The organism is Lysobacter sp. N42, assembly GCF_004344885.1.
Genome location: NZ_SKFB01000025.1, coordinates 1 through 26,078 on the forward strand (window position 1 = coordinate 1; position 26,078 = coordinate 26,078).

The window sequence follows — 26,078 nt, forward strand, 5'->3', positions numbered from 1 at the left end:
ATCGTCGGCAACGTCGACCTTCTCCGCCCGGCGCAGCCGGGGCGCGACCTCACGCTCACCATCGACCGCCGCATCCACCCGCGCCCGCACCGCCTGCGCCGCCCGCCCCGCCGGCACCGCCCGCGAAGGCGCCGATGCTGGCGTAGCACCTCGACCCGGGTGCGGCGGACGCGGCCGCGCTCGCCGCACCACGGGCCCTGCAGTTGCGCCGCACGGCGCGGTTGCAGGGACCGAAGGCGGTCCAGGTCGACCTGCGCGCCCCGGCTTCGGCCGCGGGCGTGCCGTTCCTGCCATGGCGATGGCAGCCCGCGGCGTCGGGGGCGATGGGCCGCCGCCGCGCTCAGCTCGACGGCGCGGAAGCGGTGGCCGCCTGCGCGCCGAGCTGCGCGCGCAGCGCCGTCGCCTGCCGGCGCACCCAGGCGGCCACGCGCGGATCGGGCACCAGGCCCTGGCCGTCGGCTGCGTAGTCCAGGCCCTCCAGCACCTGGCGGTAAGGGCCGAAGCCCTGCACGCGGAACGGGATCACCAGCGCCCGGCCGCCCTCGGCCTGCGCGCGCTGCACGAACGCGCGGATGCGCGCCTCGGCGGCGGCGCGCTTCTCCGGCCAGTCCTCGCGCAGCGTCTCCACCTGAACGCGGCGGAACGGCAGTGCGCGGCGCACCGCTTCGGCACGGGCATCGATCTGCGCCAGCCAGCGCGCGTTCTCGGCATCGTCCTCCGGCCCGTGGGCGAGGATCAGCACGTCCTCGCGCGCCGGATCGGTGCTGAGCGCACGCGCCCGCACCGCGAGCACGTCGCCCATCTCGGGGGCGTCCAGCAGCCCCTCGCGGCCGAGCGCGAACGTCGCATCGCCCTCCAGCCGCCAGAACGCCATTGAATGGCCGCCGTGCCCGCCATGCGCCGCGTGCGCCTCCTCCTTCGGCCGCACCGGCGCGCCGGGCGCGAGGCCGAGGATCTGCCGCGTGCGCTCGTACCAGCTGTCGCCGCTGACGAACAGGCGCACCACGCCGATGCGGGTGACGCCCTGCGCGCGCAGGCGGTCGCTCGCCGCCTGCAGGCTGGCCGCATCGGCCATGCCGAACGCGATCTCGAGCGGGAACTCCTCGCGCAAGGGCGCCAGCGCGCGTTCGACCTCGCCGTTCCAGGTCGCGCCGCCGCCGTGCGCCATCACCAGCACGCCGAAGCCGTCGGCGGGCGGCTTCGCCGCGGCCGTGATCCCAAGGCCCAGCCACAGCAGGGCCGCCAGCAGGTATCGCATCGTCTCTCCTCCGTTGGATGTCACCAGGCGAACGCCAGGCTGAGCGCGAGGCTGCGGCCCGGACGGGTGTAGCGGTCGAGCACGGGACTCGTGGCATCGAGGCCGCTGGCGTCGGACCAGTCCCAGTACTTGCGGTCGGCCACGTTGAACACGCCCACGTCCAGCGTCGCGCCGGGCGCGAATGCCCAGTGCGCGAGCAGGTCGAGCACGCCGTGGCCGGGCGGCACGAACTGCGCCATGCCAGGCGCCAGCTCGGGCATGCGCCGCTGACGGCGCGCGAAGCGCCCGTGCAGGCCAACGCCCCAGCGCCCGGCCTCGTAGGCGACGCCCAGCGAGGCGCGCGCGGGATCGACGCTGCCGAGCGGGCGACCGTCGCGCTCGTCCTCGCCGCGCTGCCAGGCCATCGCGCCCTGCAGCGTCCAGCCGCGCAACGCCTCGTGCAGGGCGCCGGCGTCGAGCGCACCCTTCGCTTCCACGCCCTCGATCGTCGCGCGCGCCACGTTGCGCGCCTGGAACACGCGCACCGGGCTGGCCGGCGGCGCGCTCACCAGCACGCCGGATTCGATGAAGTCGTCGTAGCGGTTGTGGAACGCGGCCAGGCTGGCGTGCAGCGCCGGCCCGGCGTAGCGCAGGCCGAGCTCGAAGCCGTCGCTGGTCTCGGGCTGAAGGTCCGGGTTGGGGATGCTGGCGTAGCCGAACTGCAGGTTGGTGAGACCGAGGTTGACGTCGTTGTACGGCGGTGCGCGGAAGCCGCGGGCGTAGCTGGCGAACAGCGAGGCGTGCGCGCCGAAGCGCCAGACGGCGCCGAGCTTGGGCGAGACGCTGGTGGCGGTGACGTCGACCGGTTCGATGCCGGGGTTGTCGGCGGCGAAGATCGGATCGCGCTGCGGACGCAGCGCGTAGCGGTCGACGCGCACGCCCGGCACCAGGCGCAGACGGCCGTCGGCGAGCTCGATTTCGTCCTGCGCGAACAGCGCGACGGTGTCGATCTCCGAGACCGGGAAGTCGCGCACCGGGAACACGTCCGGCGGCACCACGTTGGTGACCTGGCCGGTGGCGAGCGTCACCGCGCGGCCATCGCGCTTCTGCCGCACGCGGGCGCGGTTCGTGTCCAGGCCCCAGGTCAGCGCGTGGCGCAGGCGGCCGGTGGCGAAATCCCGGTGCAGCACCGCCTCCAGCCCGTGCAGGCGCTGGTCGAAGTTGAACTCGCGCTCGCGCCGCAGCGCGACGCCGGCGGCGCTGCGCTGGTGCTCGACGGTGCGCTGGGTGGTCTCGCTGTCCTGCCGGTAGAGCTGCACCTGCGCGCGATCGGCGAGCGCCCATTGCAGCGCATCGTGCTCCCACGCCAGCGACACGCGCGCCCGGGTCTGGTGGTCGTCGCCGCGCATCGCGCCGACCGTGGCGCGGGTGCGCGGCTGGAAGCCGAGCTGGCTCAGCACGTCGGTGTCGGTGGCGTCCTCGTTGCCCTCGATGGTCAGCCGCCAGCGCTGCGCCTGGTCCGGCGCGTGCACGACCTTCGCCAGCAGGCTGCGCCCATCGCGCGACTGCGGATTGGGCGCGGTGCGGGTCGCGTCGCGCGTGGCACGGTTGCCGTGGTTGCCGGTCTCCTGCCCCTGGCGGTGGCCGACCACCAGCAGACCGGACCAGCGCTCGCCGCCGAACGCCGAGGTAGCGCCGGCGAACAGGCCGCGCCAGTCGCTCTCGTAGCCGAACTTCAAGCCAAGGTGGGCGTCCTTGCCCGGCGCCAGATAGTCGGCGGGGTCCTTGGTGACGAAGGCGACCACGCCGCCCAGTGCGTCGGAGCCGTACAGCGCGGACGCGGGGCCGCGCACGATCTCCACGCGCTTGAGGGTGTCGAGGTCGACGAAGTCGCGGTTGGCGTCGGCGAAGCTGCCGATCGAGAAGGCGTCGGACACCGCGATGCCGTCGGTCTCGATCCGCACCCGGTTGCCGCCGAGGCCGCGGATGCGCAGGTCGCGCAGGCCGAAGCGGCCGGTGCCGCTGCCGACCGACACGCCGGGCTCGTAGCGGACCAGGTCCTTGAGGTCGCGCACCAGCTCGCGATCGAGCCGTTCGCGGTCGATCACGCTGACGGTGGTCGGTACCTCGGCGAGCCTGCGCTCGGTACGGGTGGCGGTGACAGTGACGGTGTCGAGCGCGTACGCGTTCGCATCGACGGTGTCGGCGGGACCGGCGGCGAATGCGGGCGCCGCAAGCACGGCGAGGATGGCAAGGGACAACGGCTTGGCGGGCATGGCAGTCGCTTCGGTGAAGGCACCGAGAGGGCTGGCATGCGGCGGGCCGCGGCTGGCACTCGGAAGGAGTGGGTTGTGGTGAGGCGGTGGCGCGCACGGCGTCGTGCCCTGCGCGCCGGTTCGATCCGCCGGTGACGGCGTCGGGCCGCGTTGCGCGCAGCCGACCGAGCGAGCGCAGCGCACCGGAACCGCGTGGTCAGGCGGCAGCCCCCGAAGTCATGCGGGGCGCCGCCTGCAACCCGGCTGCAAGGGCTCGAGCGTCGCGCCCGTCGGCAGCCGCGATCGGCCGCTCGCTGTCAATGATAATCGTTCGCGTTTGCCGGTCAACCGGGTGGGCCGGAACCCGCGCCGTCCCCGTGCATGCAACGTCGATCGAATCAGGCGACCGCGGCTTCCACCTGCTGCCATTCCGTATCGCCCACCCGCTCCAGCAGCTCCAGCGCCTGCAGGTTCTCCAGCAGCTGCTCCACGCGGCTGGCGCCGAGGATCACGCTGGACACGTGCGGGTTACGCAGGCACCAGGCGATCGCGAGCGTGGCCGGCGGGTGGCCGAGCATGCGTGCGGCCTCGGCGAAGCGCCGCGCCCGCTCCAGCCGCCGCTCGCCCGGATCACCCACCACGATGCGCCGCAGCCAGCTCATGCCCTCGCGCTCCAGCCGCGCCGGTTCCTCTGCATTCTGCGCGGCGTACTTGCCCGTCAGCAGTCCCGAGGCCAGCGGCGAGAAGGTCGTGGTGCCCAGGCCGAGCTCGGCGTACAGCGGTGCGTACTCGAGCTCGACGCGCTCGCGATGCAGCAGGTTGTACTGCGGCTGTTCCATGGTGGGCGGGTGCAGGTGGTGCGCCCTAGCCACGCGATGCGCCTCGCGGATCAGCTGCGCGGGCCACTCGGACGTCCCCCAGTACAGCACCTTGCCCTGCCGGATCAGCGCGTCCATCGCCCATACCGTCTCCTCCACCGGCGTATCCGGATCGGGCCGGTGGCAGAAGTAGAGGTCGAGCGCGTCCACGCGCAGGCGCCGCAGCGCGGCGTGGCAGGCATCGTGCACGTGCTTGCGCGAGAGCCCGCGCTGCGTGGGGCGCGGATCTTGCGCCGAGCCGAAGAAGACCTTGCTGGAGACGCAGTAGCCGTCGCGCGGCAGGCGCAGGTCGGCGATGACGTCGCCCATGACCTTCTCGGCCTCGCCGCTGGCATAGCCTTCGGCATTGTCGAAGAAGGTGATGCCGTGGTCCCAGGCCGCGGCAACCAGGTTGCGGCATTCGCCGCGCGGCACCTGGTTGCCGAAGGTCAGCCAGGCACCGAAAGACAACGCGGAGAGCTGCAGGCCGGACGTTCCGAGGCGGCGGTAGCGCATGGGCTTCTCCTGGTGGGGATGCGCATCGTAAACGCGGCCCGCGGAGGGTCCGTCGTCGGGGGGTGCGTCCGGCGGCACGAAGCGCCTTGCCGTTTTCGTGCGCCGCGTCGCCCGAGGCGGCGGCGCACTGCGAGGGCGTGGGCTACAATGCGCCACCCTTTCGGGGAGTAGTCCGCCGTCGCATCGACGGCCCGCGCGTCAACACACTTGGCCGGCCGGCCATGGTGCGCGGAGGACCGGCGACGGTCCGGGGCAAGACCGGAGGCGATGGCGCATCGGCCGGATGCGCGTCGCCTCTCCGTGTCTGCCCGGCCGTGGACCCGCCGTGAGCGCACTCCTCGTTTCGACCGCCACCGTCGCCCTCGCCGAGATCGGCGACAAGACGCAGCTCCTCGCCCTCCTGCTGGCCGCGCGCTACCGCCGGCCCGGGCCGATCATCGCGGGCATCCTCTTCGCGACGGTGGCCAACCACGCGCTCGCCGCATGGCTGGGCCACTGGATCTCCACGCTGGTCTCCCCGCAGGCCATGCGCTGGCTGGTGGCCGCCAGCTTCGCCGCCGTGGCGCTGTGGACGCTGCGCCCGGACCGGCTGGACGGCGACGACGCGCCGCGCTCGAACGGATCGGCCTTCCTCGCCGCGCTCGTGGCCTTCTTCCTGGCCGAGACCGGCGACAAGACGCAGGTGGCGACCGTGCTTCTGGCCACGCGCTTCGACGCGCTGGTGCAGGTCATCCTCGGCACCACGCTGGGCATGCTGGTCGCGAACGTGCCGGTGGTGCTGCTGGGCCACCGCTTCGCCTACCGCCTGCCCCTGCGCGCGGCCCGCTGGACGGCCGCCGCCGTGTTCGCCGCGCTTGCGGCCTGGGTCGCGGTTCGCGGGATCAGCTGAGCCCGTTAAGCCGGCCCTGCTTGCCGCCCAAGCCCGCGGCGTCTAGGCTCGCGCGTCGCCATCACGCCGGCATAACGAGTCAGGGGAGTTTCCGTGGACGCATTGGCCCGCATCGCATTCGGGTTGTTCGGGCTGGCCGTCCTGGTCGGCATCGCCTGGCTGTTCTCCAGCAACCGGCGTTCGGTCGACTGGAAGCTCGTCGCCACCGGCATCGCCCTGCAGATCGGCTTCGCCGCGCTGGTGCTGCTGGTGCCCGGCGGCAAGGACGTGTTCGACGCGATCGGCCAGGGCTTCGTGCGCATCCTGAGCTTCGTGGGCGAGGGCTCGAAGTTCATCTTCGGCGACCTGATGGACACGACGAAGTTCGGCTTCATCTTCGCGTTCCAGGTGCTGCCCACCATCATCTTCTTCGCCGCCTTCATGGGCGTGCTCTACCACCTGGGCGTGATGCAGTGGATCGTGCGCGGCATGGCCTGGGCGATCACCCGGGTGATGCGCGTGTCCGGCGCGGAGACCACCTCCGTCTGCGCGAGCGTCTTCATCGGCCAGACCGAGGCGCCGCTCACCGTGCGCCCGTACATCCCGCGCATGACGCAGTCCGAACTCATCACGATGATGATCGGCGGCATGGCCCACATCGCCGGCGGCGTGCTCGCCGCCTACGTGGGCATGCTCGGCGGCGGCGACCCGGCGCAGCAGGCCTTCTACGCCAAGCACCTGCTGGCGGCCTCGATCATGGCCGCGCCCGCGACGCTGGTGATCGCCAAGATCCTCGTGCCCGAGACGCAGGAGCCGCTGACCCGCGGCACGGTGAAGATGGAGGTCGAGAAGACCACCGCCAACGTGATCGACGCCGCGGCCGCGGGCGCGGGCGACGGCCTCAAGCTCGCGCTCAACATCGCCGCCATGCTGCTGGCCTTCATCGCGCTGATCGCGATGGTGAATGCGCCGCTGACCTGGCTGGGCGAGGTCACCGGCATCTCCGCCGCCATCGGCAAGCCGACCGACCTGGCCACCATCTTCGGCTTCGTGCTGGCGCCGATCGCCTGGGTGATCGGCACGCCCTGGCAGGACGCGCAGGTGGTGGGCTCGCTGATCGGCCAGAAGATCGTCATCAACGAGTTCGTGGCCTACCTGCAGCTGGCCGACATCGTGAACGGCAAGACCGCCGGCGCGGTGCTGAGCCCCGAGGGCGCGCTGATCGCCACCTATGCGCTCTGCGGCTTCGCCAACTTCAGCTCGATCGCCATCCAGATCGGCGGCATCGGCGGGCTCGCGCCCGAGCGCCGTGGCGACCTCGCCCGCTTCGGCCTGCGCGCCGTGCTGGGCGGTTCCATCGCCACCTTCATGACCGCGACCATCGCGGGCGTGCTCACCTACCTGGGCTGAGCCATGAGCCGCGGCGTGTGGGTGGTCGGCAGCTTCAACGTCGACCACGTCTGGACGCTCGATGCCCTGCCCGTGCCGGGCGAGACGCGCTCGGCGGCGTATTCCAGCGGCCCCGGCGGCAAGGGCTTCAACCAGGCCGTGGCCGCCGCGCGCAGCGGCGCGCCCACGCGCCTGGCCTGCGCGCTGGGCGACGACGCCGGCGGCGTGCTCGCCCGCGCGCTCGCGGTGGCCGACGGCATCGACCTGCGTGATGTCTGCTGCGACCTGCCCACCGGCAGCGCCGGGATCTTCGTCGATGCGCACGGCCGCAACTCGATCGCGGTCGCGCCGGGCGCCAACGGCGCGCTGCAGGCCGGGCACGTGGAGGCCGCATTCGAGGGTTCCAGCGCACCCGCGGTGGTGCTCGCCCAGCTGGAAACGCCCGTTGACGCCGTGGCACGCGCGCTGGAGCTGGCGCGCGAACGGGGCGCGCTGGCGGTGCTCAACCCCGCGCCCGCGAACGCGGAGGTCGACGCCGGGTTGCTGGCGCTGGCCGACGTGCTCACCCCCAACGAAACCGAATTCGCCGCACTGCTGCAGCGGCACGCGGGCATCGCCCTGGCCGCGGACGACGTGGCCGGGCTCGACGACGCCGGCCTGCATGCGCACTGCCGGGCGCTTGCGCGCGGCACGGTGGTGGTCACGCTGGGCGCGGCGGGCTGCTTCGTCTCGCACGGCGCGGCTTTGCATGGCGACCACGAAGCGGCCTATCGGATGCACGCGCGGCCGGTCCGCGCCATCGATACCACCGGCGCGGGCGATGCCTTCAACGGCGCGCTCTGCGCCGCGCTCGCCGGCGGCGCGCCGTCGTTCCGCGAGGCGGTCACCTTCGCATCCGCGTATGCGGCGCTGTCCACCGAGCGGCCCGGCGCAGCCGCGTCCATGCCGCGCCGCGACGGCGTGCAGGCGCGCTTCGGGCTCTGACCCGCGCCGGATGCGTCACGCCGCGCCGCAGCGGCATGCCGTGCCCCCACGGCGGTAGCGGATGAGAATGATTCGCACTACCATGCGAGCCTTCGCCGCGCTGCCGCTGGACCCCACATGCCCCGCACCACCCTGCTCGCCCGCGCCCTGTCGGGCGTCCTGATCCTCGCCCTCGCACCCGCCGTAGCGGCCGAGGACGACCCGCGCGAGCTCGACCGCGTCACCGTCTCCGCCAGCACCAGCCGCGTGCCCTATTCCGAGGCCGCGCTGCCCAACACCATCACGGTGATCGACCGCGTGCAGCTCGAGCAGCAGCTCGCGATCACGCAGGACCTGTCGCAGGTGCTGGCCAACCTGATCCCCTCGTTCACCCCGTCGCGCCAGAAGCTGACCAACAGCGGCGAAACGCTGCGCGGGCGCAAGCCCCTGTACCTGGTGGACGGCATCCCGCAGTCCACGCCGCTGCGCGAGGGCGGGCGCGACGGCCATACCATCGACCCGGCCATGATCGAGCGCATCGAGGTCATCCACGGTGCGAATGCCCTGCAGGGCGTGGGCGCGTCGGGCGGCATCATCAACATCATTACCCGCCGCGCGCCGCGCGAGGATGGCGCGGTGGTGCAGCACGTCAGCCTGGGCGCGAGCACGGCGCTGCCGCGCGAGGACGACAGCACCGGCTGGCGCGCGTCCTGGCTGCTCGGCACGCGTCGCGGCGCGTTCGACTTCGTGGGCGGCGCTTCCTACGCCCGCGAAGGCCTGTACTACGATGGCGACGGCCGCGCGATCGCCGTCAACGACGTGCAGGGCGACCTGATGGACGCCTCCAGCCGCGGCCTCTTCGCCAAGGCCGGCTGGACGCTGGACGCCGACCGCCGCCTGCAGCTCACCGCCAACCACTACCGCCTGCAGGGCGACAACGACTACTCGACGGTCGACGGCAACGTGGCCACCGGCCAGCTCGCCACCTCACGCCGCGGCGGACTGCCGGGCGAAGGCCCGCGCAACCGCAGCACCTCGCTCGCGCTCGACTATGCCGATGCCGACCTCGCCGGCGGCAGCCTGTCGGCGCAGTTGTACTGGGTGGACTTCGCCGCGCTCTACGGCGGCAGCTACTGGGGCGATTTCTGGCGCGACGGGCGCGATCCGAACTGGTTCGACCAGTCGCAGAACGTCTCCGAGAAGCTGGGCGCCAAGATGGCCTGGTCGCGCGGCGAGTTGTTCGGCCTGCCGCTGCGCGCGACGCTGGGCCTGGACCTCGCGCGCGACACCACGCGCCAGGAGCTGGTGCGCGCCGGGCTGGACTGGGTGCCGGAAACCACCTACGAGTCGGTCTCGCCCTTCCTGCAGGCCGAGTGGCGCGTGGCCGACCGCCTGCTGCTCACCGGCGGCCTGCGCCACGAGCGCGGGCGGCTGGACGTGGACGACTACACCACCATCCCCGCCAACGCCGGCGGCAGCCGCTTCGTGCAGGGCGGCTCGCCACGCACCAGCGAGCTGCTGCCCAACGTGGGCGCGGTCTGGGAGGCCACGCCCGCCCTCAAGCTCTACGCCTCGTACGCGGAGGGCTATACGGTCGCCGACATCGGCCGCGTGCTGCGCGCGATCACCCAACCCAACCAGCGCGTCGATGCACTCGTCGACCTCTCGCCGGTGATCGCCGACAACCGCGAAGTCGGCATCGACTACGACGACGGCACCTGGCAGGCGCACCTGGCCTACTACCGCTCCGATTCCGACTTCGGCGCGCGCCTGGCCTTCGACACCGCCACGCAGACCTACAACGTGGTGCGCGAGCGCACCGAGATCGAAGGCGTGGAGGCGAACGCGGCTTGGGCCTTCATGCCGACCGGCCGCATCGGCGTCGCCTACGCCGGCACGCATGCACGCTACGACAGCAACGGCGACGACCGCGTCGACAGCGACCTGCCCGGCATCAACGTCAGCCCCGACCGCGCCACCGCGTACTGGACGCAGGCCTGGACGCCCGCGTTCAGCACGCGCCTGCAGGCCAGCCGTGCGCTGGACCGCGAGTTCGACCGCCGCGGCGTGACGGTCGCTCACTTCGACGGCTACACCACCGTCGACCTGCAGGCGCGCGTCGGCCTGCCGGTGGGCGCACTCACCGTCGGCATCGAGAACCTGCTGGGCGCGCAGTACGTCACCTATTACTCGCAGAGCACGCCGCGCAACGACACCTTCGTCGCCGGCCGCGGCCGCGTGCTGACGCTGGCGTGGACGCACGCGTTCTGACCCTGCCGGCGCAGGCCGCCGCCGTGCCGCGGCGAAGTCTGCGCGCGGTGCTGGCCTGGCTGCACCTGTGGGTCGGCCTGAGCGTGGGTCTGGTGTTCGCGCTCATCGGCCTGAGCGGCAGCGCACTGGTCTTCCACGAGGAGATCCTGCGCTGGCAGCAGCCGCAGCTCGCGGCCGGCACGGCGCGCGTCGATCCGGGCGTGGTCGAGCGCATCGTCGAGCGTGGGCGCAGGGAGGGCCTGCGCGCGCTGCAGTTCCCCTCGGAGACGATGCCCACTTGGATCGGCTTCCACGAGGGCGATCGCCGCGTCTACTACGCCACCGACGATGGCCGTGTATTGCTCGAACGCGATCCCGACGGCGACCTGCTGCTCTGGCTGCACGAACTGCATACGCACCTGCTGGCCGGCGAGACGGGCGAGCAGGTACTCGGCGTACTCGGCTTCATCTGCCTCGGCCTCGTGCTCGTCGGCCTCTATCTGTGGTGGCCCGCGCGTGGTCGCATGCTCGCGCAGCTACGCGTCTACCGCGTACCGCCCATTCGCCGCTGGCTGAGCTGGCATCGCGCCAGCGGCGTGGTGCTGCTGCCGCTCCTGGTGCTGTCGACGCTGACGGGCCTGGGCATGGTCTATCACGAGGCCGCGCGCGGGCTGCTCACCGCAGCCTTCGGTGGACAGGCCACCGCGCCGCCTGCTCCGCAACTGCCTGCGGCACCAGTGCGATGGGACCGCGTGCTGACCGTCGCCTCGAAGGCGGTGGACGATGCCCGCCTCACGCGCCTGGCCCTGCCCGCGGACGACGCCGGCACCGTCGGCTTCCGCGCGAAGCAGGCCGGCGAATGGCATCCGAACGGCCGCAGCACGGTGACGGTCGACGCGGCCGGCACGCGCGCACTGCAGGTCTCGGCGGCAACGAGCGAGCCGGCGGGTGCGCGCGCGTCCAACGCGATCTACCCGCTGCACATCGGCGTGGCCGGCGGCGAACCGCTGCGCTGGCTGACGTTCCTGTCGGGCCTGATGCCGGCCTTCCTGCTGGTCACCGGTTTCCTGTTCTGGCGACGCCGCCGGCAGGCACGCCGGCGCGTCTGAACGGCCGGGCGCGGGAGCGCCGGTAGAATCGCGCCCATGCGCATCGCCCCCTACGAGATCGCGCCCCGCGTGGTGCTGGCGCCCATGGCGGGCGTCACCGACAAGCCCTTCCGGCTGCTCTGCAAGCGGCTGGGCGCGGGCCTGTGCGTCTCGGAGATGACTACCTCCGACCCGCGCTTCTGGAACACCGCCAAATCGCGCCACCGCATGGACCACGTGGACGAGCCCGCGCCGATCAGCGTGCAGATCGCCGGAACCGTGCCCGAGGTGATGGCCGAGGCCGCGCGCCACAACGTCGCCCACGGCGCGCAGATCGTCGACATCAACATGGGCTGCCCGGCCAAGAAGGTCTGCAATGCCTGGGCGGGCTCGGCGCTGATGCGCGACGAGGCGCTCGTCGCCCGCATCCTTGACGCGATGGTGCGTGCGGTCGACGTTCCGGTGACGCTCAAGATCCGCACCGGCTGGGCCGCTGACGCAAAGAACGCGCTGCGCATCGCGCGCATCGCCGAGAGCGCAGGCATCGCGGCGCTGGCCATCCACGGCCGCACGCGCGACCAGCAGTACACCGGCACCGCCGAGTACGACACGATCGCCGAAGTGAAGGCCGCGCTGTCGATACCGGTGATCGCCAACGGCGACATCGACTGCCCGCGCAAGGCCGCCGAGGTGCTGGCCTACACCGGCTGCGATGCGGTGATGATCGGCCGCGCCGCGCAGGGGCGGCCGTGGATCTTCCGCGAGGTCGCGCACTTTCTCGCCACCGGCGAGGAGCTGCCGCCCCCGTCGCTGGCCGAGGTACGCGACGTGCTGCTCGGCCATCTCGAGGCGCTGCACGCCTTCTACGGCGAACGTTCCGGCGTGCGCATCGCCCGCAAGCACCTGGGCTGGTACGCCAAGGACCGCCCGGAGAACGCCGCCTTCCGTGCGGTCGTGAACGCGGCGGAGACGGCCGAGGCGCAACTGCGGCTCACGCGCGACTACTTCGATGCGCTGATCGCGGGCGATGCGCTCGGGATCGCGGCCTAGCGCTTCAACCGCGGGTTAACGCGGGCGAACACAGATTGGGCGCGCGGCCGCGCGAAGCCTGCGGCTTTTCCGGCCCGTGACCGCCCGTGTGTGCCCGCGGTCGAGACCTGCCTCCGGAGCCTTCGATGCCAGCCAACGCCTCCGACACCGTCTACCTGCACGGCTACTCGCCCACCGAACAGGCGCGGCTGCAGCGGCAGGCGCGCATCGCCGAGTCCACCATCTTCCGCAACATCGACTACACCGGCGCCCGGCGCCTGCTGGAAGTGGGCAGCGGCGTGGGCGCGCAGACCGAGATCCTGCTGCGCCGCTTCCCCGACCTGCATGCCACCTGCGTGGACCTGAGCGAGGACCAGCTGGCGGCGGCACGCGCAAACCTCGGGCAGATGCCCTGGCTGGAAGGCCGCTACGCACTGCACCGCGCCGATGCCACCGACCTGCCCTTCGAAGCCCGCAGCTTCGACTCGGCCTTCCTGTGCTGGGTGCTCGAGCACGTGCCCTCGCCCGCGCGCGTGCTCAGCGAAGTGCGCCGCGTGCTCGCGCCGGGCTCGCCGGTCTACATCACCGAGGTGATGAACTCCTCGTTCCTGCTCGACCCGTATTCGCCCAACGTCTGGCGCTACTGGATGGCCTTCAACGACTTCCAGTACGAGCACGGCGGCGACCCCTTCGTGGGCGCCAAGCTGGGCAACCTGCTGCTGGCGGGCGGCTATCGCGACGTCGCCACCGAGATCAAGACCTTCCATTTCGACAACCGCGAGCCCGCGCGGCGCAAGGTCATGATCGCGTTCTGGGAAGACCTGCTGCTCTCGGCCGCCGACAAGCTGATCGAGGCGGGCGCCGTCACGCCCGACGTGGTCGACGGCATGCGCGAGGAAATGCGCAGGGTGCAGAGCGACCCGGACGCGGTGTTCTTCTACTGCTTCGTGCAGGCACGCGCCGTCGTCTACTGAGCGGCGATCCAGGCCGCCGCGAGCAGGGCGCAGACCAGGCCGACCACGATCGCGAGCGCGGGTATGCCACCGCGCGCATCGACCACCGTGGGTGGGCGGGGCGCGGAGCGCGTGTCGGCACGCCGGGACGCAGGCGCCGGCCGCGAGCCCGCATCGACCACGGCGCGCAGCGCGTCCGGATCGCCCCGCGACTGCACCATGGCCCGGGCGATCCGGCGCTGCAGTGCCGGGTCCAGCGCGCGCAGCTCGGCCAGCGCCTGGGCAACGGCCGGGCTGGCCAGCCCCTGGCCGAGCAGACCGGCAGGCCCGCCGGCGCGCGCTTCGGCCATCAGCGCGGCGATGCGCTCGACCGCGCGGCGCCGGGCCTCGGCATCGGGTTCGTCGCTCATCCTTCCACCTCCGGCTGCGCCCATATCCGCGTCCACATGGCCGACAGCCGCCGCCGTGCCTGCCAGGGCCATTGCGGCTGCCGCACCGGTACCGGCACCCAGCCGTCGCCGCTGCGCTCGGCCACGATGAAGCGGAAGGTGTAATCCGGCTCGCTGCCCATGCGCAGGTCGGTGAGCACCAGGCGTCCCTCCCGGACTTCGGCCTTCATGAAGCCGCGGTTGAACCATCCCAGTTCGCGCACGTCCGCCCACCGGGCGACCTTGCGCAACTCGGCCACATCGGAACGATGGCGGCGGAAGCTGATCGGGCCCCGGTCGGCCACCAGCGAGCGTTCGCCCTCGACGAAGCCGTCCGGCGTCATCGCCACCACGCGCCAGAGCAGCGTGTTGAACGGCATGGGCACCGAGAAGCGCGGCGCGTCGGCGAGGCCGATGGCCGCAAGGCTCCGCCCGGCTTCCCGCTCCACCATCGATTTCGCCAGCAGCGACCAGCCCAGGTAGCCGCTGCTCAGCGCCAGCCCGAGCACCAGCGCGCGCTGCGCGCCGCGGCGCTCGCGCAGGAGCCACGCCGCCACGCAGGCCGCGAGCAGCCAGACCGTATACAGCGGGTCGATGATGAAGACGCTCGACCACATCGCCGGCGGCGGCCGCAGCGGCCAGAGCAACTGCGTGCCGTAGACGGTGAAGGCATCCAGCAGGGGATGCGTGAAGAGTGCCAGCTGGATCGCCCAGAACCAGCGCGCCGGCGCCTGCGACACCCGGCTGCGGGGCCTGCGGCGAAAGAGCGCCCAGATCATCGCGCCGAGCAGGGGCAGCACCAGCAGCGAATGGCTCAGGCCCCGATGCCAGGTCATCCGCTGGACGGGGTTGTCGGTGAGCGTATTGACGACGAAGACGTCGAGGTCGGGCAGCGTGCCGAGCGCGGCGCCTGCGAGCAGGGCCGCCCGGCGGTGGCCGGCGGGCGCGATGGCGGCCGCGACGGCGGCACCGAGCACGATCTGGGACAGGGAATCCATGCGCCGATGCTAGCCGGGCCGCGCGGCGACCGCTCCGGCGGATGCCTTAACGGGAGGCAGACCCCCGCGGCCGCAGAATGCGCCGCCGGGCGCGAGCCTGTATCATGCCGCGCCCATCCTTCTATCCGAATACAAGGATATAACTCGATGTCCAGCTACCTCTTCACCTCGGAATCGGTCTCGGAAGGCCATCCGGACAAGATCGCCGACCAGATTTCCGACGCCGTCCTCGACGCGATCCTCGCGCAGGACAAGCGCGCGCGCGTGGCCTGCGAGACGCTGGTGAAGACGGGCGCGGCGATCGTCGCGGGCGAAGTCACCACCACCGCCTGGGTCGACATCGAGGCGCTGGCGCGCAACGTCATCAACCAGATCGGCTACGACAATTCCAACGTCGGCTTCGATGGCCACACCTGCGCCATCATCAACATGCTCGGCAAGCAGTCGCCGGACATCGCCGCGGGCGTGGACCGCACCTCCCCCGAGGAACAGGGCGCGGGCGACCAGGGCCTGATGTTCGGCTACGCCGTGAACGAAGCGCCGGAGTTCATGCCGGCCCCGATCTACTACAGCCATCGCCTGGTCGAGCAGCAGGCCAAGGTCCGCAAGGACGGCACGCTGAAGTGGCTGCGCCCGGATGCCAAGAGCCAGGTCACGCTCCGCTACGACGCCGACCACAAGGTGGCCGGCCTCGACGCGGTGGTGCTGTCGACGCAGCACGACCCCGACATCGCGCACAAGGACCTGGTCGAGGCCGTGTACGAGCACATCCTCAAGCCGGTGCTGCCGGCCGAGTGGCTGTCGGCGCTGCCGAAGAACAAGGTGCACATCAACCCGACGGGCATCTTCGTGATCGGCGGCCCGGTGGGCGACTGCGGCCTCACCGGCCGCAAGATCATCGTCGACACCTACGGCGGCATGGCCCGCCACGGCGGCGGCGCGTTCTCGGGCAAGGACCCCTCGAAGGTCGACCGCTCGGCCGCGTACGCCGCGCGCTACGTCGCCAAGAACATCGTCGCCGCGGGCCTGGCCGACAAGTGCGAGGTGCAGGTGTCGTACGCGATCGGCGTCGCCGAGCCGACCTCGATCTCGGTGACCACCTTCGGCACCGGCAAGATCAGCGACGAGCAGATCGAGAAGCTGATCCGCGCGCACTTCGACCTGCGCCCCTATGGCATCGTCAAGATGCTCGACCTGATCCACCCGGTGTACCAGCCGACCGCGGCCTACGGCCACTTCGGTCGCGCGCCCTACGAGGTCGAGTACAGGGACCTCGAGGGCCGCACCGAGAAGGCCACGGCCTTCTCGTGGGAGAAGACCGACCGCGCCGAGGCGCTGCGGAAGGAAGCCGGGCTGTAAGGCGAGGCATCCACGGTCGTACCGGAAAAAGGCCGCCCTGCGCGGCCTTTTTTCATGTCGCCGCCCGGCCCGCGGCGATGCGTCCTGCACGCTCTGCACCTCGCTCCGCGCCGCACGCGGGCGCGCCCCCCGGATGCGGAACCGCGCGCCACTCTTGACCGGCCCGCGGCCGCGCGTCAGCCTTGCGCCCTGCACTCACACGGATCGTGACCATGCCCAAGCGCCCACCGTGGCCCGCCGCCACCGTCGCCTCGCCGCTTCTGTTCCTGGCCCTGCAGGGATGCGCCTCGCCCATGACCCCGTCCGACGCCACGTACCCGCCGCCGGGCCATTTCCCGGCCACGAAGAACCGCCTCAAGGACGGGCCTTTCCGGTTCTGGCAGCACAACTTCAGCGCCTACTGCTTCAGCACGTGGGGCTGTCGTGTCACGTATGGCCCCTACCGCGTTCGCGACCAGCCCGATACGCGCTTCTTCGAACCCGCCAAGCCCGGCCACCTCAACCTGCTTGGCGGTGGATACGTCGGCATCCGGAACTTCGCGGGTCCCGTCATCCTTGACTGGCGCGCGGCGGACAAGACACCCCTGCACTACGAGCTCGATTTCAACCGGCTGTTCGCCGATGGTTTGATCCGGCACAACACGCCGCTCGACCTCATCAATCCCGATGCATCTGTTCCGGACCCGGACATCGTGGTCGAAATCAATGACCGCACAGTGCGGGTCTACATGAAGGCCTTCATTTCACTCAAGGCGCCCCAGGATCCCGCGAATCGCTACAGCAACGCCGTGGACGAGAACGTACTGGTATTCGAGAAAACGCTGTAAGGAGATCGAGCCATGCAAGGACGCAGGAGGCCGGACGGGGCGTCGCGATATGCCGCCGACGCCCATGACCTGCAGACGTACATCGACGCCGAACGCGAATTGCAGTCACTGCGCGTCCCGGTGCTGGTGTCCCGCGCCGACCCTCACACGCGACTGTTCGTTGCGGCGTTCGACGGTACCGGTAACGACCGCACGCAACCGGCGCTGGGGCCGCAGACCAACGTCGCGCTGTTGTACGACCAGCTAACCGCGGATCCAGGCTCGCACCCGCAGATACGTGCCGGCTATGTCCCAGGCCCCGGAACTCAACACGGCAAACTGGTGGCGGCTCTGGACGCCATGACGGGCCGCTCGTATGACGCGCGCCTCGAAGAGATGTACCTCCGCTTCTGCCGCCAGGCGCACGAGTGGCTGAAGGCCGACCCCGACGCCCGCATCAGCCTCGCCAACGTCGGCTTCAGCCGGGGCGCCGAGCAGGCCGCGGGCTTCGCCCGGATGGTGCATGAACGCGGCATCCGCGATCCGTCCGCGGTTGACGTGCAGCGCGGGCGCGACGGGCTGATCCGGGAGATCCGCTACGGCGGCGGAATGCTGCAGGCGCCCGGCCAGGTCGCGCAGGCCCAGATGCTGTTCGACCCCGTCGGCACCGGCACGCCGCACCGCCGCGACCGCCGCCCGCCGCCCTCGGTGCTGTCGGGCTTCCAGCTCGTCGCCGAGGACGAGCGACGCGACCAGTTCCCGTCATCGCGCATCATCGATCCGGGCCTGTCGGATGACGGGCGCTTTCTCGGCGTCGTGGTCGGCGGCGCCCATTCGAACACCGGCGGCGGCTATCTTGAGGACGGCCTCTCGCGCCGCGCGTTCAACCTCTCCGTGGACTACCTCAACGCGCTGAGCGACCGCCCGTTCCTGCAGAAGACCTGGCTCCGCCCGGACCAGGACGTGGTCATCCGGTCGCTGGAGCACGCGCCGTTCTACGACGACGACCACTACCGCCGCCATGAGCGCCACGGGCTGCCGGAAGCAGAGCGTCGCCCCGCCTTCGAGTGCATCGCGGGGCGTCTTCGCCGCTGCGGCCCCGAGGAGCGGGACGCCGAGCCCGTCGACCGGGTCCTCGACGCAGGCTTCGAACGACGCGCCGTCCCGCCGGGGCCGGTTCCGGAGACGCCACGCGACGATCGCGATCGCGTCCCTGCGCATCGGCGCGACGACCTGCAGCCGCAGGCGCCGCCGCGCAGCCCGGTCCAATTGATCCTGGGTACGTTCGCCGCCGCCGAGGCGGCGGGCGATCGCGACGGCGTGCGTGCCGCGCTGGCCGCGTATCTCGACAGCCCGCAGGGGCGGGAATTCGCGGCGCAGGTGGAAGCCGGGGCGGCGCGGCTGCGCGAGGCCGAGCGACTGGCGCGCGAGGACGCAACGACGCGGCAGGCCGAGATGCACGCTCCGCGGGTGCGGGCGTCGGCGATCTGACATGGGCATCGAACAGGACATGGATGCGCTGGCCGAACGCACGATGCAGCTCGCGATCGTCGCGCAGGCGCTGGACATGCGCAGCGAAGAGGCGGTGCGCTCGGTGGAACACGCCGCCCAGGAGGTTTCGGCCGCCGCCGCGCATCTTGCGGGTGTCGGCGAACGCATCGCCCGCGAGGCCACCCAGGCCATCGCACAGGAAGCGGGCGCGCAGGCCCGCGCCTGTGTGGCGGAGGCGTTCGCCGAAGCGCGCGCGATGCTCGAGGCCCACGCGCGGCGCGTGCACGAGCTCGACCTGGCGGTCCAGGCCAGCTATGGAAGCCTCGCCCGCGCACACCGCCGCTGGCTGGCGCTGGCGCCCGCCGTGCTGATCCTCGGCTGCGTACTGGCCGTGGGCGGCACCGCCGCCTGGCTCGCCAGGGCGCGTGCGGACCTCGCTGCGCTGCGTGCCGAAACGTCGACGCTCGAGGCAGTGGCCTCGGCCGACGTAGTGCGATGCGGTAGCTCGCTCTGCGCCCGGCTCGAGCCGGGCCGCGGCACGCGGGACGGCTACCGTCGCATCGCGCGCCGCGCGGCGGATCGCTGAGGCCGCCGCGCCCGGGGCGCACGATGTTCCGGCACCGCCCCGAACGCGGAAGGGCCGCGCGGGGCGGCCCTCCGGTTCACTGCGACGCGCTCATTTTCCCGGCGCGGCAGGCGCAGGCACCGCCGCCTGCGGCGACGGCTTGACCCATCGCGTCAGCCAGTCGTCCGTTTCCGCGAGCATCGTCATGATCGACTCCCGCGCGCGGTAGCCGTGGCTTTCCTTCGGCAGCATGACCAGCCGCGCGGTGCCGCCCACGCCCTTGAGCGCGGCGAACATGCGCTCGCTCTGGATCGGGAAGGTGCCGGAGTTGTTGTCGTCCTCGCCGTGGATCATCAGCAGCGGCTCCTTCAGCTGCGTGACGTAGTTGAACGGCGACATCGTCATGTAGGTCTCGCGCGCGTCCCAGTAGTTGCGCTCTTCGGCCTGGAAGCCGAAGGGGGTGAGCGTGCGGTTGTAGGCGCCGCTGCGGGCGATGCCGGCACGGAAGAGGTCGGTATGCGCGAGCAGGTTGGCGGTCATGAAGGCGCCGTAGGAGTGCCCGCCGACGGCGATGCGGTCGCGGTCGGCCACGCCGCGGCGCACGACTTCGTCCACGGCGGCCTGCGCGCTCGCGGTCAGCTGCTCGACGTAGGTGTCGTTGGGCTCGCGGTCGCCCTCGCCCACGATGGGCATGGAGGGATCGTCGAGCACCGCGAAGCCGCGCGCCAGGAACGGATGCGGGCCCCAGTAGCTGATGAAGTTGAAGCGGTAGGGCGAATCGGTGACCTGCGAGGCGGCGGCCGCGGATTTGAACTCGGCCGGATAGGCCCACATGAGCAGCGGCAGCGGCGCATCCCGGCCCGGCTCGAAGCCCGGCGGCAGGTAGAGCGTGCCGGTGAGCTCGACACCGTCCTTGCGCCGGTAGCGGATCTGCTCCTTGCGCACCTCCTTCAGTTGCGGGGTGGGATGCGGGAAGGCCGTCAGCGCCCGCAGCGAGCCGGCGTCGTGCACGTAGTAGTTGGTCGGCTCGGTAGGCGACTCGCGCGTGATGAGCAGCTTCGTGCCGGCATCGTCGAGCAGCGCCACGGGCGCGGCGTAATGCGGCGCCTGCGAATGGAACAGGCGCTGGCTGGAGAAGTCCGACAGGCTCACGCGGTCCAGGAAGGGGCGGTCGCCTTCCGGCGACGCGCCATCACCGATGCGGAAGAAGGCGCTGCCGTCGGCGCTGAACTTCATGCGCGGAAAGCCCTTGGCATCGCGCTCGACCACGGCGTTGCCGGGGTCGGCATAGCGGTCCTCGCTGGAGCCTTCGAACACCAGGCGCGGTGCAGTGGCCGGTGCGTCGGGGGCCACCTGCCACTGCTTCACGCGCCGGGTCTTCCACCAGAACTCGTTGACCAGCGCGACGTCGCCGCGCCCCCAGGTGGCACCGGCGAAGCGCGTGGCCAGCTTCGCAAGCTCCACCGGCTTGCCCGTGAACGGCGCGGCGTGCTGGTAGACGACGTCGCGGATCTCCGCCGCCCTCGACGGGTCGCCCCCGTCCTGCGCCTCGGCCCAGACCAGCGTGGCCGGGGCGCCGCTGCGCCAGTCGATGCGCCGCACGCCGGTGGGGACCGCGTCGTTGCCGCTGGGCAGGCCTTCGAACAGCGGAAGCGCGGCGACGCTGTGCAGGCGCCTGCCGGCGAGGTCGAGCACTTCGATGCGGCGCGGGAAGAAGTTCAGCGGGACGACATAGGAGTACGGCCGCTCGACCACCTGCGACAGCAGATGGCGGCCATCGGGCGACGGTGCGAGGCCCAGGTAGCGCGCGGGCGCGCCGACGTGCACCACCTTGCCGTCCACCGACACCAGCGCGGGCTGCACGGTGAGGTAGTGGTCGAGCACGCGCGCGTCCTGCTCGTTGCGCAGCATGTCCTGGTAGGTGCGCAGCTGGCGCACGTTGCCGCTTCCCTGCGTCTCCTGCACGGCCGGGCCCGTGGGCGTGGCATCGATCTTCGGCGCCTCGCCCTGCCCCGCCGGGCGCAGCGACACCAGCAGGCGGCGCGAATCCGGCATCCAGCGCGGCGCACCCAGCACGGTGTTGAGGCCGGTGGCGACCCGGCGCGCCTTGCGCGAGGCCACGTCCACGATCCAGAGCTCGTTCGCCCCCGTCACCGGGTCCTGCTGGTTAAGCGCGAGGTACTTCTGGTCGGGCGACCACAGCGCGCCGGCAAGCGACAACGGCCTGGGCAGGCCGTCGATGCGCGACTCGCGGCCGGTGGCGACATCCATCAGCCAGAGGTCGCTGCCGAAGGAGAAGCGGCTGGCGGCATAGGCACGCGGGTTGAGGCGGACGCCGGCGAGCCGGAGCTCGGGCTGCGCGACCAGCGCGATCGACGGCAGCGGCGGCACCTGCATCATGGCCGCGACGTCGCGCCTGGGGCCGAGCATGAGCTGCGGCGCGCGCGGCGCGTCGACGATGGCCTGGAGTTCCGCCGCGGGCAGGCGGTAGCCGGCGGCCGCATCGGATGCGCTGGATGCCGGCTGCTGCGCGGCGACGGCGCCCGCACAGGCCAGGGCCAGGACGCCGGGAAGCAGGACGCGGCGGACGACGGGGGTGGCTGGGAACATGCGGGCACCGGGCGTGAAGGACCGGCCGATGCTTCGCGAGCCGCCGAAGGCTGTCAATGCGACGGAAGTGCTGGATGCCGGGCCTGCGTCGCATTCCACGGTGCGGTGAATGCAGCATCGCGCAGCCCTGCCGGCGGCAGGACGCCCCGCGGTACAATGCGCGCGCCCACCGAGGGGCGCTGCGACCGTCGCGCGGACACCCGCGCCGAGCCTTCACCGAAGGCGACGACGGCCAGGCTCGGTGGCGATCCTTCCAACGGCGCCCGTGCAGGAACCGAACGCGACGCATCGCCGGTTCCCCACGACCACGGAGCACTCAATGAACGCACAACTTCGCACCTTCTCGACCGGGGGCGACTACAAGGTCGCCGACATCTCGCTCGCCGACTGGGGCCGCAAGGAAATCGAAATCGCCGAGCAGGAGATGCCCGGCCTGATGTCCATCCGCCGCAAGTACGCCGCGGGCAAGCCGCTGGCGGGCGTGCGCGTGACCGGCTCGCTGCACATGACCATCCAGACGGCCGTGCTGATCGAGACGCTGAAGGACCTCGGCGCCGACGTGCGCTGGGCCAGCTGCAACATCTTCTCGACGCAGGACCATGCCGCCGCGGCGATCGCTGCTTCCGGCACGCCGGTCTTCGCCTGGAAGGGCGAGACTCTGGAAGAGTACTGGGAGTGCACGCTCGACGCGCTCACCTTCCCCGGCCAGCTCGGCCCGCAGCTCGTGGTCGACGACGGCGGCGACGTGACCCTGCTGATCCACAAGGGTTACGAGCTCGAGCAGGGCGACACCAGCTGGGTCGACGCGCCGGCCTCCTCGCACGAGGAGCAGGTGATCAAGAACCTGCTCAAGCGCGTGGCCACCGAGCGCCCGGGCTTCTGGACCACCGTCGTCCGTGACTGGAAGGGCGTCTCCGAGGAGACCACCACCGGCGTGCATCGCCTCTACCAGCTCGCCCAGCAGGGCAAGCTGCTGGTGCCGGCAATCAACGTCAACGACTCGGTCACCAAGTCGAAGTTCGACAACCTCTACGGCTGCCGCGAGTCGCTGGCCGACGGCCTCAAGCGTGCGATGGACGTGATGCTCGCCGGCAAGGTTGCGGTGGTCTGCGGCTACGGCGACGTCGGCAAGGGCTCGGCGCACTCGCTGCGCGCCTACGGCGCGCGCGTGGTGGTCACCGAGATCGACCCGATCAACGCGCTGCAGGCGGCGATGGAGGGCTTCGAGGTCAACACCGTCGAGTCCACCCTGGGCCGCGGCGACATCTACGTGACGACGACCGGCAACAAGGACGTCATCACGCTCGAGCACATGAAGCGGATGAAGGACCAGGCCATCGTCTGCAACATCGGCCACTTCGACAACGAGATCCAGGTCGACGCGCTCAACACCTCGGGCGCGGTGCGTACCAACATCAAGCCGCAGGTCGACAAGTACACCTTCGCGAACGGCAACTCGATCTTCCTGCTGGCCGAAGGCCGCCTGGTGAACCTGGGCTGCGCCACCGGCCACCCGAGCTTCGTGATGTCGAACTCGTTCTCGAACCAGACGCTCGCGCAGATCGACCTGTGGGCGAAGAAGGACGAGTACGAGGCCAAGGTCTACATCCTGCCGAAGAAGCTCGACGAGGAAGTCGCGCGCCTGCACCTGGAGAAGATCGGCGTGGTGCTCACGCGCCTGACCGACGAGCAGGCGGCATACCTCGGCGTGGACAAGGACGGCCCCTACAAGCCGGACCATTACCGCTACTGATCGCGGCTGCAGCGGGATGAACAGGGAACGGGCGCTTCGGCGCCCGTTTTCCTTTTGGCGAACCCGGTGGGCGCGACGCGCCGCTTCCAACACCCGGCACGTGAAGCGGCCGTGATTCCATGCAGCCGAAAGTCATAAACGTGATAGAAGGCACGTAAAGACCTGGAGCATCCGCGACGATATCGGTCGTGGGGAGTGTGGAATCAGGGGAGCGGGTGTGAAGCGTTCATTGGCGTGGATCGCGGGGGGCGTGGTCCTGGCGATGTCGACAGCAGCGGCGGCGGCGGCAGGCTCGGCGGTGGATCTCGAGAACGCCACCGTGACGGTGTCGGAAGCCGAGCGCACGCTGTACGTCGACGGCGTATTCGGGCCGGAGCTCGAGCCGGATGTGCGCGCGGCGGTGGCGCGCAACCCGCGCCTGGAGCGCGTGGTGCTGCGCAGCCCGGGGGGCATGCGGGCGCCGGCGATCCGCATCGGCGAGCTGTTCAACCGGCGCGGCATGACGGTGCGCGTGGAAGGCCGCTGCGCCAGCGCCTGCGTGCTGCTGTTCGCGACCGCACGCTCGCGCGAGATGACGGCCGATTCGCGCATCGGCCTGCACCGCAGCTCGCTCGACCCGGACCTGCCCATCCCCGACGCGCTGCGCCAGCAGCTGATGGAGCGTAACGACCGCGAGACCGACGAGGTGCTGCGCAAGGCGGGCTTTTCCAGCCGCGTGATCGCGATGGGCGCGGCCACGCCGTCGTCCACGATGACCTGGTTCACCCCGGGCGAGCTGCAGACGGAAGGCCTTCCCTTCGTGCTGCTCGGCCCGCGGCCGATGCCGGCCGCCTCGACCGCCAGCGCGCAGGCGCCCGCGTCGTCGGGCGGCGGTGCGACGCTGGTGGCGGCGCCGCGCTGAGCGCCGCTACAGGGCCAGCCGCTCGCGAAGCTCGCGCGCCTGGCGCCGGGATACCTCCACCTCCGCGCCGTCCTTCATCGTGAGCGTGTAGCCGTCGCCGACCGCGAGGTCGATCGCGGCCACCAGCCGCAGGTTCACCAGCGTGCTGCGGTTGGCGCGGAAGAACAGCGCCGGGTCCAGCCGCGATTCGAGCGTGGCGAGGCTGCGCCCGAGCATCGCCTTCTCACCGCGGAAATGCACGGTGGCGTAGTTGCCGTCGACTTCGATGCGGCTGATCTGGCCGAGCTGCACGAACCAGCAGCGCTCGCCGTCGCGCAGGAAGACCTGGTCGTCGCCACGCAGCAGCTCGCGCGACGAAGGCGGCGTCGGCGCGAGCGGCCTGGCCTTCGCCAGCGCCGCGGCGAGGCGGTCGGCCTGCACGGGCTTGAGCAGGTAATCGAGCGCGTTGGCCTCGAAGCCGCGCAGGGCGTACTGGTCGTAGGCGGTGGTGAAGACGATCGCCGGCGCGGCGTCGAGCTGTTCGAGCAGGTCGAAGCCGGTGCCCGACGGCATCTGGATGTCCAGCAGGACGACGTCGGGCCGCAGGCGTTCGATGGCCTCGCGGGCGGCCGGAACGTCGTCCGCCTCGCCCACGCATTCCACGCCCGGAATGTCGCGCAGCAGCGTGCGCAGCTCCTGCCGCGCCAGCCGGGTGTCGTCGACGATGAGCACGCGCAGGGTCATTGCGGAATCTCCAGGGTGGCGACCACCCGCCCCTCGTCTTCGTACAGCGAGAAACGGCCGCCGATGCCGTCGATGCGATGGCGCAGGAAGGCCAGGCCGACACCGGTACCGTCGCCCTCCTCCGCGATGCGCCCGGGGTTGACGACGTGCAGCAGCAGCCGGTTGTCGACCCGCGAGGCGGCGATGCCCAGCTCGCCTCCGCCCGCGGTGCAAGAGATGCCATGCTTGATCGCGTTCTCGACCAGCAGTTGCAGGGCCATCGGCGGCAGCCGCGCGCCGTGCAGATCTGCCGGCACGTCGATCCGTGGCCGCAGCCGCTCCTCGTAATGCACCTGCTCGACGGCGAGGTAGTCACGCACCACGGCGACCTCCTCGCCCAGCGTCGTCCACTCGCGCTGGCTGTGCTCGAGCGCATGGCGCAGGGTCGACGACAGCCGCGTGACCAGTTCGCGGGCGCGGCCGGGATCTTCCAGGATCAGCGCACGCAGGTTGTTGAGCGCATTGAACACGAAATGCGGGTTGAGCCGCGCGCGAAGCGCGTCCAGTTCCATCGCATGGCGCTCGGACTGCGCGCGTAGTGTGGCGAGCTCGCTCTGCCGTGCGCGCCGCACCAGCCGCCAGCCGGCCCATGCGGCCGTCCACAGCCCCAGGATGATCACGGTATTGACCCAGTAGCCGAAGGCCGCACCCGGCGAATAGGGCGTCGTCGCCTGGGGCAGCTCGACCCAGCCCATGCGCAGCGACGTTCGCAGCGCGATGGCCACGCCGACCTGCACCAGCCCCGCCAGCACGGCGACGGCCAGCAACATGCGCCAGGCCATCGCCGCCGGCTCGCGCCCGAGCCAGCCGCGCGCGATGGCCTGCGCGCGCAGCCCGCCGCTGGCGGCGAACAGCAGCAGCGCCAGCGCTACCGAGATCAGGGTGAAACCGCTGCCGCTCTCGCCTCCGACGAAGGCGCGCGCGATGACGATGCTCACCAGGCCGTACGCCGCCCAGATGGCGGCGTTGGCGATCCAGAAACGCATGGAACCGGGCTGCG

Annotated in this window: 21 protein-coding genes and 2 riboswitches; of the genes, 13 read left to right on the plus strand and 8 right to left on the minus strand. The window is 71.5% G+C overall.

The window, feature by feature from the left end:
* Positions 1-340: 340 nt before the first annotated feature.
* The 3 genes from EYQ95_RS19830 to EYQ95_RS19840 all read right to left on the minus strand — a co-directional run bounded on the left by EYQ95_RS19830 (position 341) and on the right by EYQ95_RS19840 (position 4,865).
* Entirely contained in the window at positions 341-1,258 is a 918-nt protein-coding gene (locus EYQ95_RS19830; RefSeq protein WP_132329714.1) for a hypothetical protein, read from the minus strand.
* Positions 1,259-1,278: 20 nt separating this feature from the next.
* The gene (locus EYQ95_RS19835; RefSeq protein ID WP_132329716.1) at positions 1,279-3,513 is read right to left on the minus strand and encodes a TonB-dependent hemoglobin/transferrin/lactoferrin family receptor; all 2,235 of its coding nucleotides are present in this window, start codon (positions 3,511-3,513) and stop codon (positions 1,279-1,281) included.
* Between the two features lie 377 nt (positions 3,514-3,890).
* Positions 3,891-4,865, minus strand: coding sequence for an aldo/keto reductase (locus tag EYQ95_RS19840; RefSeq protein WP_132329718.1), 975 nt, complete (start codon positions 4,863-4,865; stop codon positions 3,891-3,893).
* Between the two features lie 156 nt (positions 4,866-5,021).
* Positions 5,022-5,114, plus strand: a riboswitch (yybP-ykoY riboswitch).
* A 76-nt stretch (positions 5,115-5,190) separates the two neighbouring features.
* On the opposite strand from EYQ95_RS19840, the gene EYQ95_RS19845 reads away from it, so the two are divergent.
* From EYQ95_RS19845 to EYQ95_RS19875, 7 genes are all read left to right on the plus strand, one after another.
* Positions 5,191-5,754, plus strand: coding sequence for a TMEM165/GDT1 family protein (locus EYQ95_RS19845; protein ID WP_165924796.1), 564 nt, complete (start codon positions 5,191-5,193; stop codon positions 5,752-5,754).
* A gap of 93 nt (positions 5,755-5,847) precedes the next feature.
* On the plus strand, positions 5,848-7,143 hold the full coding sequence (locus tag EYQ95_RS19850) for a NupC/NupG family nucleoside CNT transporter (protein ID WP_132329722.1): 1,296 nt from the start codon (positions 5,848-5,850) through the stop codon (positions 7,141-7,143).
* A 3-nt stretch (positions 7,144-7,146) separates the two neighbouring features.
* Complete coding sequence (locus EYQ95_RS19855; protein ID WP_132329724.1) at positions 7,147-8,106, plus strand: ribokinase; 960 nt, start codon at positions 7,147-7,149, stop codon at positions 8,104-8,106.
* A 117-nt stretch (positions 8,107-8,223) separates the two neighbouring features.
* Complete coding sequence (locus tag EYQ95_RS19860; protein ID WP_132329726.1) at positions 8,224-10,356, plus strand: TonB-dependent receptor; 2,133 nt, start codon at positions 8,224-8,226, stop codon at positions 10,354-10,356.
* The gene (locus tag EYQ95_RS19865; protein ID WP_132329728.1) at positions 10,338-11,444 is read left to right on the plus strand and encodes a PepSY domain-containing protein; all 1,107 of its coding nucleotides are present in this window, start codon (positions 10,338-10,340) and stop codon (positions 11,442-11,444) included. Before EYQ95_RS19860 ends, EYQ95_RS19865 begins: the two co-directional genes overlap by 19 nt.
* Before the next feature lie 36 nt (positions 11,445-11,480).
* Positions 11,481-12,473, plus strand: a complete 993-nt coding sequence (gene dusB / locus EYQ95_RS19870) for a tRNA dihydrouridine synthase DusB (RefSeq protein ID WP_132329730.1) — start codon at positions 11,481-11,483, stop codon at positions 12,471-12,473.
* A 125-nt stretch (positions 12,474-12,598) separates the two neighbouring features.
* Entirely contained in the window at positions 12,599-13,426 is an 828-nt protein-coding gene (locus EYQ95_RS19875) for a methyltransferase domain-containing protein (RefSeq protein ID WP_132329732.1), read from the plus strand.
* On the opposite strand, the gene EYQ95_RS19880 is transcribed toward EYQ95_RS19875, so the two are convergent.
* Together EYQ95_RS19880 and EYQ95_RS19885 are read right to left on the minus strand one after the other, a co-directional pair.
* Complete coding sequence (locus tag EYQ95_RS19880) at positions 13,420-13,815, minus strand: hypothetical protein (RefSeq protein WP_132329734.1); 396 nt, start codon at positions 13,813-13,815, stop codon at positions 13,420-13,422. The genes EYQ95_RS19875 and EYQ95_RS19880 overlap by 7 nt on opposite strands.
* On the minus strand, positions 13,812-14,831 hold the full coding sequence (locus EYQ95_RS19885) for a metal-dependent hydrolase (protein WP_132329736.1): 1,020 nt from the start codon (positions 14,829-14,831) through the stop codon (positions 13,812-13,814). Before EYQ95_RS19885 ends, EYQ95_RS19880 begins: the two co-directional genes overlap by 4 nt.
* 147 nt (positions 14,832-14,978) lie before the next feature.
* Between EYQ95_RS19885 and metK the strand changes: the two genes are divergently transcribed.
* The 4 genes from metK to EYQ95_RS19905 all read left to right on the plus strand — a co-directional run bounded on the left by metK (position 14,979) and on the right by EYQ95_RS19905 (position 19,073).
* Positions 14,979-16,190, plus strand: a complete 1,212-nt coding sequence (gene metK / locus EYQ95_RS19890; protein WP_132329738.1) for a methionine adenosyltransferase — start codon at positions 14,979-14,981, stop codon at positions 16,188-16,190.
* Positions 16,191-16,402: 212 nt separating this feature from the next.
* Positions 16,403-17,017 (plus strand): hypothetical protein, encoded by a 615-nt coding sequence (locus tag EYQ95_RS19895; RefSeq protein WP_132329740.1) that lies wholly within the window; start codon positions 16,403-16,405, stop codon positions 17,015-17,017.
* Between the two features lie 12 nt (positions 17,018-17,029).
* Positions 17,030-18,487, plus strand: a complete 1,458-nt coding sequence (locus EYQ95_RS19900; RefSeq protein WP_132329742.1) for a DUF2235 domain-containing protein — start codon at positions 17,030-17,032, stop codon at positions 18,485-18,487.
* 1 nt (position 18,488) lies between these two features.
* Positions 18,489-19,073, plus strand: a complete 585-nt coding sequence (locus EYQ95_RS19905; protein WP_132329744.1) for a hypothetical protein — start codon at positions 18,489-18,491, stop codon at positions 19,071-19,073.
* A 90-nt stretch (positions 19,074-19,163) separates the two neighbouring features.
* On the opposite strand, the gene EYQ95_RS19910 is transcribed toward EYQ95_RS19905, so the two are convergent.
* The gene (locus EYQ95_RS19910) at positions 19,164-21,662 is read right to left on the minus strand and encodes a prolyl oligopeptidase family serine peptidase (protein WP_132329746.1); all 2,499 of its coding nucleotides are present in this window, start codon (positions 21,660-21,662) and stop codon (positions 19,164-19,166) included.
* A gap of 165 nt (positions 21,663-21,827) precedes the next feature.
* Positions 21,828-21,934, plus strand: a riboswitch (S-adenosyl-L-homocysteine riboswitch).
* A 47-nt stretch (positions 21,935-21,981) separates the two neighbouring features.
* On the opposite strand from EYQ95_RS19910, the gene ahcY reads away from it, so the two are divergent.
* Both ahcY and EYQ95_RS19920 read left to right on the plus strand, forming a co-directional pair.
* Positions 21,982-23,415, plus strand: coding sequence for an adenosylhomocysteinase (gene ahcY, locus EYQ95_RS19915; protein ID WP_132329748.1), 1,434 nt, complete (start codon positions 21,982-21,984; stop codon positions 23,413-23,415).
* 217 nt (positions 23,416-23,632) lie between these two features.
* Complete coding sequence (locus EYQ95_RS19920; RefSeq protein WP_132329750.1) at positions 23,633-24,316, plus strand: hypothetical protein; 684 nt, start codon at positions 23,633-23,635, stop codon at positions 24,314-24,316.
* Between the two features lie 6 nt (positions 24,317-24,322).
* On the opposite strand, the gene EYQ95_RS19925 is transcribed toward EYQ95_RS19920, so the two are convergent.
* Both EYQ95_RS19925 and EYQ95_RS19930 read right to left on the minus strand, forming a co-directional pair.
* Entirely contained in the window at positions 24,323-25,039 is a 717-nt protein-coding gene (locus EYQ95_RS19925; protein ID WP_132329752.1) for a LytTR family DNA-binding domain-containing protein, read from the minus strand.
* Positions 25,036-26,064, minus strand: a complete 1,029-nt coding sequence (locus tag EYQ95_RS19930; protein WP_243699998.1) for a sensor histidine kinase — start codon at positions 26,062-26,064, stop codon at positions 25,036-25,038. The genes EYQ95_RS19925 and EYQ95_RS19930 overlap by 4 nt, the downstream gene beginning before the upstream one ends.
* Positions 26,065-26,078 lie beyond the last annotated feature (14 nt).